Source organism: Luteimonas suaedae (genome assembly GCF_008312895.1).
Lineage (GTDB): Bacteria > Pseudomonadota > Gammaproteobacteria > Xanthomonadales > Xanthomonadaceae > Luteimonas > Luteimonas suaedae.
Window position 1 is genome coordinate 1 of record NZ_VSSP01000016.1, and the last position, 12,821, is coordinate 12,821.

Sequence of the window (12,821 nt, forward strand, 5' to 3'; positions counted from 1 at the left end):
TCGGGAATCGGGAATCGGGAATCGGGAATCGGGAATCGGGAATCGGGAATCGGGAAAAGGCTAAGGGTTCGTCATCCCAGCGCAAGCTGGGATCCATGTTGCCGTTGCCCGAGCAACTTCAAAAGCAAGATCGAAATGGACGACCGGCTGCGCTGTTGTAACGCGCCTCCAGCTGCGCTGGAGTGACGACAGCAAGCCGCTCTCCTTACCTCTCGCCCTCGGCCGCAAGCCCCGGGCGCACGTACCGGTCCAGGATCGACTGCAGCGGCGACAGCTCCGGATACTTCGGCAGCACCTCGTCCAGATAGGCGACGAAGCGCGGCGCGTCGGCCAGGTACTTCGGCTTGCCGTCGCGATGGTGCAGGCGCGCGAACAGGCCGAGGATCTTGAGATGCCGCTGCACGCCGGCGAAATCGGCACCGCGGCGGAAGTCGTCGTACGCGGCGGGCACCGGCATTCCAGCCGCGGCGGCGCGGACGTGGTAGCGCTCGAGCCAGGCATCGACGCGCTGCGGCGGCCAGCTGTGGAAGGCGTCGCGGAACAGGCTGACCGGGTCGTAGCCGACCGGGCCGCAGACCGCGCCCTGGAAGTCGATCACCGCAAATCCACCGGCGACCGGCATCAGATTGCGCGGCATGAAATCGCGGTGCACGAACACCTGCGGCTGTGCGAGCAGGTTCTCGATCAATGCCTCGTGCGCCCGGCGCAGGCCGGCGCGGTCGCCGTCGTCGAGCGCAACCCCCAGGTGGCGGACGAGCAACCACGGTTCCAGCAGGTCGAGTTCGAACTGCAGCATGGCGCGGTCGTAGCGCGGCAGGTCCGGTGGGCAGGCGATCGCCTGCAGTTTCAGCAGCTGCTCGAACGCGGCCTCGAACAGGATGTCGGCGTTGGCGCCGTCGATGATCTGCAGGCAAGTGTCGCGGCCCAGGTCTTCCAGCAGCAGGAAGCCGGCGTCGAGGTCCTGCGCCAGCACCTGCGGCACGCGTACGCCGGCGTCCAGCAACAGCTGGCGGATGCGCAGCCACGGGCGCGCATCCTCGAGGTCCGGCGGCGAATCCATGACGATCCGGCTGCCCTCGGCACCGACCGCACGCCAGTAGCTGCGGAAGCCGGCATCGACCGAGGCGCGCTCGAGTTCGAGCGCGGGATCGCCGGTGACGGCGCGCACCCAGGCCAGGCGGGCGGCGGCACGGGCGGCCTCGGGGACGAGCGCGGCGATCTGGATGGCGGTCATGCGCGCAAGGGTAGCAAGCGGGCAACGCGTTCAAGAAGCCGGTCTCGGATCCGCTGCCCTCGTAGGAGCGCGCCATGCGCGCGATGCCGCGGGCATTTCGCCGCCATGGGATTCCGGTCATCGGCGTACCTTCCGGCCGACGACCGGACTGCCCATGGCCGAGGCTGGACACGTCGCCGGCATCGCGCGCATGGCGCGCTCCTACGAAAAGGCAGCCGGCGCCAGCAGCGACTCAGATCTTCAGGTACCGGCCACGGCGGTCCATCGCGACCATCAACAGCCACCAGAATCCGACGAAGGCGAGCGCGAACGCGAGCAACGGACCATAGGGCCGAAGCGCAACGTCATCCAATCAGCGAAGCCAATCCGGTAGATCGCCTCCCGCCCGCCCGCCGTGGCGACCGCGCAAGCAATCGGCCTCAGCGACGCTGCAGGGGGACCCACCATGCATAGGCGGCGAACATCGCCGCCAAGGCCAGCCCATCCAGCGCGAGGATCATCGGCAGATGACGGACGCTGGCGTGCGCGACCAGCAGACCGGAAGCCGCGACCAGCAAGCCTGGCGACAACGCCAACCAGGCCTTGCCGAAGGCGACGCCGACGCGCCTGCCGCAGGCGCGACAGGCGATGCTGGCCGACGGGCCGAGCAGCAGCTTGCGCGACGGCGACAGCGCGCGGCGGCCGCAGTGCGGGCAGTCGCTGGCCGTCACCGCTCGAGCCGCCTCAGGCCTGCGGCAGCGGCGTGCCGCCGTACTCCTCCACGAAGGCATCGAACTCGCCCACGGTGTAGGGGCCATGCGCCCACACCGTCGCCGGGTAACCGCCCGAGGTGATCGTGGTCGTGGGGATGTGGACCGTGGTGTCGCTGCCGAAGCGATCGACATCGCCGCCGAAGTCGTCGAATGTGTGGTGCATCCAACTGCGCAAATGCTCGAGCTGCTCCGCCGGCATGCCGTTGACCCAGTCGACGAACTGCTGGCGCTGCTGCGCGTCGGTCAGATCGTAGCCCTTGAGTTCGGCGTACTTCGCCAGCAGCGGCACCGGGCTGTGACCGTCGCCGCTCTGGTCGACCAGGGCGTCGGCCACTTCCGGGGTGAAGCCGGCTTGCTGCAGGAATTCGGCCGAGGTGGCGTTGTCGTGCTTGTTGGACTCGTTGACATTGGCCACCAGGCCGATGCCCACCGCCGCCACCGCCACCAGCGCGATGCCCACCGGACCGCCCCAGGCACCGATCAGACCGGCTCCCGAGGCCAGGGTCAGCGCGCCACCTGCGGCGGAGACGCCCCACAACGCGGCGGTGGCGTAGTCGCCTTCGGCGGCGGCCTTCAACCCCAGCGCGAAATCGGCCACGGCGGTCACCCCGGTGGCGATCTTGCCGGCGAGTGCGCTACCGAGCGCCCGGGTTGTGGTGCCATCGGCGCCGCGCGCCACCAGGAAATCGGCGGTCTTCTGCGTCAGGCCGAAGGTGTCGGCGCCGGCCTTGAGCCAGTTGGCGTAGCTGCCCGGCTCGTTGAAGGCGCGGGCGGTCGAATTGAGAAAGGCGAAGCTGGTGGTGGCCACGCCTGCGGCGCGGAACAGCTGGCCGATGCCGGTGTTCTTCTCGAAGCCGTTGATGCCCTGAAGGTTCTGGTTGAGCCTTTCCAGGCGTGCGTTGGCAGCTTCCGGGGTGTCGCCGGCGGTCGGCAGCGCCTGCTTCAGTTCGCCCACCGCCTGCTGCAACTTGGCCTTGTCCACCCCGTAGGCGGTGGCGAGCGCGGAACTGTCGAGCCGCGCCAACGCCGCTTCCGCACGCTGCATCGAAGCCGGATTCGCCGGATTGGCACCCTGCAGGTCCGGCAGCACATTGGCCTTGACGTAGCTGTTGGCGACCTCGCCCAGCAGCTTGCGGCCGCCCTCGCTGACCTTGGCGTAGAGCGCGTAGTCCTTGAGCCGGGTATCGGTGGCGATCTCCGGGTGGCGCCCGAGCGCGGTGCTGAGCGCGAGCTGGTTCTCCGGATCGTCGAGCAGCCCCGTGATCGTGTCGTCGTAGCCGCCGGCCTGCTGCAGCGCATCGATCTGCTGCTGCAGCTGGATGCCGTGCTGCGCGATCTCCTCCTGCATGCCCTCGAGCTTCTGCTCCCAGGCCGGGCCCTTGCTGGCGACGTAATCGTCGATCGCCTGTTGCAACTGTTCGGGGGTCATGCTGCCGCCGTGGTTGGCAACCAGCCAGTTCAGCTCTTCGGTCTCCTGGATGTAAGCATCGACCTTGTCGTTGAGCGCGCCGCCGGCGAACTGCTGCACGCCGTCGATCACGATGTCGCGGCTGGCGCCCACGGCCAAGGCATAGGCGGGGCTGCCGCCCTGCGCGAGGTGGTTGGTGAGGGCGTTGATGTCGCCGAAACCGGTCCGTTCGGCGATGAGCCGGATCGCCTCGTCGCCGTCGGCACTGCCGCTTGCGCGGTCCATCACCGTGAGCAGGGTCGCCATGCCCTCGGGCCCGATCGGCCCGCCACGGTCGTTCAGGGCGTAGGCTTCGAACGCGGGCACGGTGCCCTTCAGCAGCGCGCCGGCGAGCTCACTGTCGAGATTCTCGGTCAACGTATCGAGGCGTTGCGCTGCGGTCAGTGCCGGCACCGCGTCGCCGTCGCCGTTTTCGGGCGGCGTGTCCAGCGGCTCGGTGGCCCAGTCTGCGGCATCGCTGATGATGCTGCGTGCGGTGGGATCGGCCAGCAGCGCCTGGCGCGTGGCGGCGTCCGCCTCGGCATAACCTTCGCCCAGGATCTGCAACCGCTGCGCGGGGTCGGTCCCGGCCTGCGCCGCGATCACGATGTCCTGCGTGCTGTCGCCCGCGGCCACTTCGGTGTCGAGCGGCATCTCGCCATCCCGGAGCAGCTCCGCCGCCCGGCGCGGCAGCGCCTCGGTGGTGATGCCCTGGTCGCTGACGCCGCCGACCTGGTCGACGTAGCGCTGCACCGTCTCGTACGCCTCGAGTTTCTGGCCGTCGGTGGCGGTGCTGTCGGCGATGCGGTCGACCGTGGAGACCACCTTCGGATCGAAGCGGGTGTCGTGCCCGCCTTCCACCAGCAATTGCATCGCCCTGCCCGGCAAGGCATCGGCCACGATGCCTGCATCACCGACGCCACCGACCTGGTCGACGTAGGTCTCCACCGTGCCGTAGGCGGCGGCGCGGTCGGCCAGGCTCACGCCTTCGGGCAGCAGCGGATCCACCGCCGCCGCGACTTCCGGCCGCACCGCGGTCGGCAGGCCGGCGTCCTTCAGCAGCTGCGCAGCCTGCCGCGGCAGGACCTCTTCGAGGATGCCCTGATCGCCGATGCCGCCAACCCGGTCGACATACGCCTGCAGCGCCTGGTAGCCGGACACGGCCTGGTCGACATTCGCCCCCGGATCGGCCACGGCGTCGACCGCCACGGCCACCCGCGGATCGATCGCGGTGGGAATGCCGGCCTGGTCGAGGATCCGCAGCGACTGGCCGGGCAACGCGGACGGCTCCACGCCCTGGCCGCCGATACCGCCGGCCTGGTCGGCGTGCTCCTGCACGGCGAGATAGGCCTCGTGCTTCTGTTCCGGCGTGGCGTCATCGGCGATGACGCCGTCGACCGCCCGGGTCACCTCCGGATCGACCGAAGGCGGCGGCAGGTTGAGCTCCTCGCCAACCGGCAGCAGCTCGGGCGAGCGCACCTGCGGATTGATGTCGAGGATCGCCTGCGACGTGGTGCGGTAATCGTCGGCAATGCTGGCCAGCGTTTCGCCTTCGCGAACGGTATGCGTTGCCGGGGGAGGTGCGGGCGGCGGCGGCGGTGGCGGCGGTGGGATGTAGACGGTCCGGTCGTCGATGAGCTGAGCCATGGCGGCGTGGTCGTGATCGTGGCGGGAGGCTGAAAGTGCCGCTGCACTTTTGAACGCATGGCGAACGCCGGCGCGCCATGTCTCGTGCATGTCATCACCACGTCACCGGCTTGTGCGCGCCAATCACGTTTTGCTGCCCCTTGCACGCACTGCATGGTGCTGCCGCGCCGTCAAGTGGGGAATGCCCCAGGGAGGGTTGGCGCCTGCTGTCATCGATCCGGCAGGCGTGAACGCCGTGATTGCGCAACCCATGGCGATCTCGGGCCGCCGCTCCGGTCGTGACTGGCGCCGACCTGCCCACTGCGACCGCGCCTGCCCTTCTTCAGATCTTCAGGTACCACCCGCGTCTGTCCATGACGTAGACCACGCCCCACCAGAACGCGACGAAAGCGATCGCGAACGCCAGTGACGGCACGTAGGGGCCAAAGCGCGGCGTCATCCACGCGGCGAAGCCGACCCGATAGATCGGTTCCCACCAGCCGATGGCGACCAGCAGGTAGACCATTGCACCGGAGCCCGCGTATGCGGCGATGGCGTTGACGCCGAAGCGGCGGCCGAGCGCCGGCCAGCCGCGGCGGTCGACCAGCACGTACGCCGCGGCCAGCGCCAGCATGGCCCAGCCGCCGGTCCACAGCACGTAGGGCGAGGTCCACAGCTGCTTGTTGAACGGCACCGCCTGCGCCCAGAACGCGCCGAGCGCCAGTGCGGCGATACCGACGAGACACAGGCGGCCAATGCGGCCGGCGCGCAGCCAGCGGCCGGCGCACAGGCCGAGCAGCGTGGTGGCGATGGCGCCGAGCGTGCTCACCAGGCCCTCGGGATCGTGGCCGCGACCGCTGGCGGCATCGTATTGGTACAGCAGCGGGCCGAGCAACACGGTGTCGACGCGGCTGGCCAGGTTGTGCCACGGCGCAACACTGCCGCCCGCCGCCAGCAGCGCCCAGTATCCCAGCAGCAGCGCGGCGAGCAGGTATCCCTGCGTGCGCGCTCGGGTGTACAACGCCAGCGAACCGACCACGAGGAAGCAGATCCCGATCCGCTGCAGCACGCCCCACGGCCGGTAATGCGCGAGCTCCAGCGTCCACCAGGCCAGCAGGTGCAGGGCGAGCCCCAGTGCGATGATGCGCAGCGCGCGAACGAGCACGCCGTGCTGCAATGCGCGCGGATCGCCCCCGCTTTCCACGCGCGGCACCAGGCCGAGGGCGATCGAGACGCCGACCACGAACAGGAAGAACGGGAAGACCAGGTCGGTCGGCGTGCAGCCGTGCCATTGCGCATGCTGCAGCGGCGCGTAGACATGCCCCCAGTCGCCGGGATTGTTGACCAGCAGCATCGCCGCCACGGTGAGCCCGCGCAGGGCGTCGACGGAGGCGAAGCGCGGCAATGGCCGGCGCGGCATGCTTGCCGGCTGCGCGGCTTGCGTTTCCCGCACCGGAAAGCCTCTAGTCACGGAAACGGCGCGGCGGGAGGCTGCGATGGCGATCCGGCCGCACCAGGAAAGCCGCCTTTGCGTTGTCCGAAGCCGGTTTCTCCTCCTTTGAAAAAGGGGGACACAGGGGGATTTGCTCTTCGTGAAGCAAAAGCAAATCCCCCCAGCCCCCCTTTTTCAAAGGGGGGAAAGCTGCGGGCTCGGACTCATGAATCATCCGGTTTGCCGCCGATCCAGGTGCGCGCCACCTGCAGCTCCGCGTCGAGCAGCACCAGGTCGGCGCGGCAGCCGGGCGCGATACGGCCGTGGCTGGCTTCCAGTTCAAGGCACTGCGCCGGATAGGTCGAGGCCATGCGCGCGGCCTCGTCCAGCGGCAGGCCGAGCAGGTGCACCGCGTTGCGCACCGCGGTGGCCATGTCGAGCGCGGAGCCGGCCAGCGCGCCGGCGGCGTTGCGGCAGACGCCGTCGACCACGGTGATGCGCTCGCCATAAAGCGCATAGCTCGGGTCGTCCGATCCCACCGGCGGCATCGCGTCGGTCACCAGGAACACCTTGCCGCGCGGCTTGGCGGCGACCGCCAGGCGCAGGCTGGCCGGGTGCGCGTGCACGCCGTCGAGGATGATGCCGCACCAGCTGTCGCGGTCCTCCAGCGCGGCGCCGACCGCGCCGGGCGCGCGCCCCTGCAGCGGGGTCATCGCGTTGTAGAGATGGGTGAAGCCGCGCACCCCGGCGTCGAGACCGGCGCGGATCTCCTCGTAGGTGCCCGCGGTGTGGCCGGCGAAGACGATGGCGCCGCGCTCGACCAGCGCACGGATGCGCTCGGTGGGCACCCGCTCCGGCGCCAGCGTGATCAGCGTCGGGCCGTTGTCGAGTGAGGTGGCGAGCGCGATCTCGTCCGCGTCCGGTACGCGGAACTTGCCGGCATCGTGCGTGCCCTTGCGCGCCGGCGCCAGGTACGGTCCCTCCAGATGGATGCCGAGCACGCCCGGCGTGTCCTGCGCGATCGCGTCGCGCACCGCGGCGATCGCGGCGCGCATGACCTCCACGTCGTCGCTGATCAGCGTCGGCAGCAATGCGGTAGTGCCGAATCGCCGGTGCGCTTCGGCAATGGCGCACACCGCTTCCACCGTCGGCGCGTTGTTGAACAGCACGCCGCCGCCGCCGTTGACCTGCAGATCGATGAAACCCGGCAGCAGCGACCCGCCCTGGAGGTCGAACGTGCGGGCATCCTGCCGCCGCGCATCGCTGGCCGCCGGCATCGCCGCGATGCGGCCGTCGTCGCCGACCAGCACGGCGAGGTTGTCGCGAAAGCCGTCGTCGGTCAGCACGCGGCCGTTGACCAGCACCGTCGCCATCACACCGTCTCCGTCACCTTGTTGAGATGCGGCGGCGCGTCCGGATCGAACCCGCGCGCGCGCGCCAGCGCCTCGACCGCACGATAGAAGCTCTGCACCGTCAGCAGCGGCGCCACGGCGGGGTGCGGCGCCGCTGCCACCGGCAGGGTCAGCCCCGGAGACGATCCGGCGTCGTCATGCCGCGAGGCCGTCCACGTGGTCGCACCCCGCGCGCGAAACTCCTGTGCCAACGCCAGGGTGCCGCTTTCGGTTTCGTCGTTCTGCGCCAGCACCAGCACCGGGAACCCGGGCCCGACCAGCGCCATCGGGCCGTGCTTCACCTCGGCCGAACTGTAGGCCTCGGCGTGCAGGCCGCAGGTTTCCTTGAACTTGAGCGCGGCCTCCTGCGCCGCGCCCAGTCCGAGCCCGCGTCCCAGCACGAACAGGTTGCGTGTCCGCACCAGGCCGTCCACCAGCGGCGACCAGTCCTGCGCCCATGCCTCGCGCATGGCGTCGGGCGTCCGCGGCAGCGCATCGAGCAGCGCGGCGTCGTCCTTCCAGCAGGCGGCCAGCTGCAGCAATGCGGCCAGCGACGCCAGATAGCTCTTGGTCGCGGCGACGCTGCGCTCGCTGCCGGCGTGCAGCGGGATCACGGTGTCGGCAAGCGCGGCCAGCGGCGAGTCCTCGACGTTCACCATCGCCACCACGCGGGCGCCGGAGCGGCGTGCGTCCTCGGCGTTGTGCAGCAGGTCGGGGCTCTTGCCGGACTGCGAAATCACGATGTAAAGCGCGCCCTGCAGCTGCTGGCGCGCGGCGTACACCGACCCGACCGACGGCGACGCCGAGGCGGTCACCCGCCCGAGCTGGGTCTCGAACAGGTACTTGCCGTAGGTGGCGGCGTGGTCGGAACTGCCGCGCGCGCAGGTAACCACGAACGGCGGCGGATCGCGCCGCAAGTCGCGTGCGAGTTCCGCCACCACCGCGGCGTTGCGCTCGAATTGGCACGCGACCACGTCCGCCGCCTCCGCGGCCTCGCGGAACATCCAGCTGGTCCCGCCCTGCGTCGTCTCCGTGCCGGAGGCGGCCGGTCTGTGCATGCTCATTCCTGTGTGGGTGCGGGCGTGCGCGGCCGCATCGGCGCGGTGGAGCCGCGCACCACCAGCTGTGGCACGAAGCCGTGGTTGTGGACGGGCACCGCACCGTCCGCGTCGTGGCTCTGGCGCAGCTGCGTGATCAGCAATCGCGCCGCGTGGCGGGCGATGTCCTCGGTCGCCTGCTTGGCGGTGGTCAGCGGCGGCCACGACTGCTTGGAGAACGGACTGTCCTCGAAGCCGGCGATCGACAGGTCGTACGGCACATTCATGCCGGCCGACTTGGCCGCGGCCAGCACACCGGCGGCGATCTCGTCGTTGGAGCCGAAGATCGCGGTCGGCGGATCGCGCAGCGCCAGCAGCCGGCGCGCGCCGCGAAAGCCGTCGTCGAAGGTGTAGTCGCCCGGGATCACCAGGTGCTTGTCGAGGGTGATGCCGTAGTCCTTCAACGCCTTCTCGTAGCCCAGGTAGCGCTCGGAACTCGAACGGTGCTCCTCCCCGCCCCACAGGAAGCCGATGCGCTGGTGGCCGAGCTGGATCAGGTGCTCGGTGACCTCGTAGGCGGCGTCGCGGTCGTCGACGAAGACGCAGGGGTGGCCGTCCTGCGGGTCCTCGGCCGCGGCGATGATCCGCACCAGCTTCACACCGCGTTCGGTCAGCGCCTCCAGCAGCTCCATGCGCTCGGACATCGGCGGCGCCAGTACCAACCCCGCCAGGCGCGAGCGCCGCATCCAGTCGCACAGCTCGTCCACTAGCAGCGGCGAGCTGGCGTCGCAGGGATGGATCTGCAGGTCGAAGCCGGTCTCGCGGCAGGCCGCCAGCACCCCGTTCTGCACGCTGATGATGTAGTACGGGTTGGGATTGTCGTAGGCCACGCCGATCACGAACGCGGTCGCGCTGCGCAGGTTGCGCGCCGACGGATCCGGCTCGTAGTCGAGTTCGGCGACCGCGTGCAGCACCCGCGCGCGCGTGGCCTGCATCACCGACGGCTCGTTGTTGATCACGCGCGAAACGGTCTTCAGCGATACCTTCGCCCGTTCGGCGACGTCCCGGATGGTCGGTCTGCGCACTGGTTCGTCTACCTCGCCATGGAGCGGCTCATGATGCCGCGGGTCAACGCCTGCTGCCCATGCCGACGCGGTGGCCGCTGCGCGCATAGAACAGGATGTACAGGTAACACGGCAGCATCAACAGCAGGAACACCAGCTGGAAATCGAAGTGCTGCTTGAACACCGCGAATGCCTGCGGAATGATCGCGCCGCCGGCGATGCCCATCACCAGCAACGCCGAACCGGTCTCGGTCGACCGCCCCAGCCCGCGGATCGCCATCGGGAAGATCGCCGGCCACATCATCGCGTTGGCGAAACCGAGCGCGGCGACGAAACCCACCGACAGATAGCCGCCGGTGAAGAACGCACCGGTGGTGAACACGATGCCCAGCACCGCCGACACGCTGAGATAGCGCTCCTGCGAGATGAAGCGCGGGATCAGCACCAGCCCCGCCAGGTAGCCGAGCAACATCGCGAACAGGGTGAACGAGGTGAAGAATTTGGTCCGGTCCAGCGGCAGGTTCAACGCCTGTCCGTAAGTGCCGATGGCGTCGCCGGCCATGACCTCGGCGCCGACGTAGGTGAACAGGCACAGCACACCCAGCCACAGGTGCGGGAACTGGAAGATGTTGCGCCGCGCACGCGGTGTGCCGCCATCGGCGCCGGTGTCAGCGCCGGTCTCGGCATTGGCTTCGGCCGGCTTGAGTTCCGGCAGCGGCGAGAACAGCACGCCGACGGCGACCAGCATCAGCAGCCCGGCCATCGCCAGATAGGGGGTATGGATCTTGGCGGCGAAGGTGTCGAGCAGCTGCGCGCGCGTGGCGAGGTCGGCGGCCTCGACCTGCGCCGCCAGGTCGCCGATGCCGTGCAGCACCAGCGTGCCCAGCAGCAGCGGCGCGAGGATGCCGGCGGTCTTGTTGCAGATCCCCATCAGCGCGATCCGTTGCGCGGCGCTGTCGATCGGCCCGAGGATGCTGACGTAGGGATTGACCGCGGTCTGCAGCAACGCCAGGCCACCGCCGATCACGAACAATCCCGACAGCGCGCCGGGGTACCAGCGCTGGGTGGAGAACTCGCCGAACAGCATCGCCCCCACCGCCATCACCGCCAGGCTCAGCGCCAGGCCCTTCTTCATCCCGGTCCATTTCAGCACCCAGGCCGCGGGCAGGGCGAGGAAGAAATACGAGAGATAGAACACCATCAGCACCAGGAAGGCATTCACCTCGTCCAGCTCGAAAGCCAGCTGCACGAAGGTGATCAGCGGCCCGTTGATCCAGGTGAAGAACCCGATGATGAAGTACAGCAACCCCATGATCGCGATGGCCATGGTGAGGTGCGAGCGTGCGCTCATGGTCGCGACAGCAGACATCCTGGCGTCTCCCGTGTGATGGATTCCGGCCTGCACCGGAGCTTGCCGGCCACGCGTGTCTTGCCGAGGCCATTCGAGTCCAACGTTGTCATATCTTTCTTGGATTTACCACGATTCGCACCGAACAATTGCGACTACCTGCTGTTGTCCTGCAGCATTTGTCTCACGGAGACTCTATTTGTCCCGCCGACGACAGGGCATATTAATGCCATCTATGCCAGCTATAGATGTTGATATTCAATCAAACCAACAGAAATGATACCAATGAACACAAAACTGCAACAAACCCGACGCGGCCTGTTGACATCGTTGTCAAACTGTTTCCAAACTCGATCACAGCTTCCGGTGCGCATCGCACCGGGACCCGCACACCTTCCAGCAACGGGAATCACGTGGCCGCCACTGCAAGCCCACTGCGGATCGACGCCATGAGCGGCAGCGCAAGGCCGTTCATCGCCGCCGACGTCGGCGGCACCCACGTCCGCATCGGTCTGGTGCGGCGCAACGACGACCCGTCGCACCCGATCGCGGTGCTGCAGTACCGCAAGTATGTCTGCGCCGAGTGGCCGGGCCTGGTCGACATCATCGAGGATTTCCTCGGCCGGCTGGACGGCGTGCGGGTCGAGGAGGGCGCGATCGCCAGCGCCGGCTATGCGCTCGAGGACGGCTCGGTGATCACCGTCAACCTGCCCTGGCGGATCTCGCTCAACGCCATCCGCGACCGTCTCGGTTTCCGCGAGTTCCGCCTGGTCAACGACTTCGAGGCGGTGGCTCACGCCGCCGCCTACGTCGATGCCAGCCAGGTGCTGCAGCTGACCGGGCCGGAGACCGCCCCGCGCGGCCCGACCCTGGTCGTCGGCCCCGGCACCGGCCTGGGCGCGGCGGTGTGGATCCCGACCGCGAAGGGGCCGGTGGTGCTCGCCACCGAGGCCGGCCAGGCCGCGCTGACTACCGGCAACGCGCTGGAGGCGGCGCTGCTGCGCGAGCTGCAGCGCGAACGCGACCACGTGCCGAACGAACACGCGTTGTCGGGGCCCGGCCTGATGAACCTGCACGCCGCGCTGGCGGCGCTGCGTGGCGCGGCGCACGACTACCGTTCGCCGGGCGAGATCACCGCGGCGGCGCTGGACGGCAGCGACCCGCTGGCGCGCGAAAGCCTGGAGGTGTTCTGCGGCCTGCTGGGCAGCACCGTCGGCGACATGGCGCTGCTGTACGGCGTCAACGGCGGCATCTACCTGGCCGGCGGAATCCTGCCGCAGATCCGCGAATTCCTGCTGCGCAGCAGCTTCGTCGAGCGCTTCCTCAACAAGGGTCCGATGCGCGAGGCGCTCGAGCGCATTCCGGTGAAGCTGGTCGAGCACGGACAGCTGGGCGTGATCGGTGCGGCGACCTGGTACCTGTACCGGCGTGAGGCGGCGTGAAAGCGCAGGGCCCGCTGTCGGCGAGGGGACGAGGCATGCCGCCGATGG

The 12,821-nt window shown here is 69.1% G+C and carries 10 protein-coding genes; 2 read left to right on the forward strand and 8 right to left on the reverse strand.

The features are described from left to right. Positions 1 to 205: 205 nt before the first annotated feature. Complete coding sequence (locus FXO19_RS17325; protein WP_187775838.1) at positions 206 to 1,219, reverse strand: aminoglycoside phosphotransferase family protein; 1,014 nt, start codon at positions 1,217 to 1,219, stop codon at positions 206 to 208. Positions 1,220 to 1,388: 169 nt separating this feature from the next. Here FXO19_RS17325 and FXO19_RS17330 point away from each other — a divergent pair, with 169 nt between their 5' ends. Further along, entirely contained in the window at positions 1,389 to 1,607 is a 219-nt protein-coding gene (locus FXO19_RS17330; RefSeq protein ID WP_149196374.1) for a hypothetical protein, read from the forward strand. A gap of 46 nt (positions 1,608 to 1,653) precedes the next feature. On the opposite strand, the gene FXO19_RS17335 is transcribed toward FXO19_RS17330, so the two are convergent. The 7 genes from FXO19_RS17335 to FXO19_RS17365 form a co-directional block, all read right to left on the reverse strand. Beyond that, entirely contained in the window at positions 1,654 to 1,944 is a 291-nt protein-coding gene (locus FXO19_RS17335; protein WP_149196375.1) for a hypothetical protein, read from the reverse strand. Between the two features lie 13 nt (positions 1,945 to 1,957). Further along, positions 1,958 to 5,080, reverse strand: coding sequence for a LysM peptidoglycan-binding domain-containing protein (locus FXO19_RS17340; protein WP_187775833.1), 3,123 nt, complete (start codon positions 5,078 to 5,080; stop codon positions 1,958 to 1,960). A gap of 322 nt (positions 5,081 to 5,402) precedes the next feature. Further along, complete coding sequence (locus FXO19_RS17345) at positions 5,403 to 6,479, reverse strand: acyltransferase family protein (RefSeq protein WP_187775834.1); 1,077 nt, start codon at positions 6,477 to 6,479, stop codon at positions 5,403 to 5,405. A gap of 236 nt (positions 6,480 to 6,715) precedes the next feature. Beyond that, positions 6,716 to 7,864, reverse strand: coding sequence for an N-acetylglucosamine-6-phosphate deacetylase (gene nagA / locus FXO19_RS17350; RefSeq protein WP_149196377.1), 1,149 nt, complete (start codon positions 7,862 to 7,864; stop codon positions 6,716 to 6,718). Next, positions 7,864 to 8,886 (reverse strand): SIS domain-containing protein, encoded by a 1,023-nt coding sequence (locus tag FXO19_RS17355; protein WP_149196431.1) that lies wholly within the window; start codon positions 8,884 to 8,886, stop codon positions 7,864 to 7,866. Before FXO19_RS17355 ends, nagA begins: the two co-directional genes overlap by 1 nt. A 56-nt stretch (positions 8,887 to 8,942) precedes the next feature. Continuing rightward, positions 8,943 to 10,004, reverse strand: coding sequence for a LacI family DNA-binding transcriptional regulator (locus FXO19_RS17360; protein WP_149196378.1), 1,062 nt, complete (start codon positions 10,002 to 10,004; stop codon positions 8,943 to 8,945). A 43-nt stretch (positions 10,005 to 10,047) separates the two neighbouring features. Continuing rightward, entirely contained in the window at positions 10,048 to 11,352 is a 1,305-nt protein-coding gene (locus FXO19_RS17365; protein WP_149196379.1) for a sugar MFS transporter, read from the reverse strand. 428 nt (positions 11,353 to 11,780) lie between these two features. On the opposite strand from FXO19_RS17365, the gene FXO19_RS17370 reads away from it, so the two are divergent. After that, positions 11,781 to 12,773 (forward strand): glucokinase, encoded by a 993-nt coding sequence (locus tag FXO19_RS17370; protein ID WP_149196380.1) that lies wholly within the window; start codon positions 11,781 to 11,783, stop codon positions 12,771 to 12,773. Positions 12,774 to 12,821: the final 48 nt, after the last annotated feature.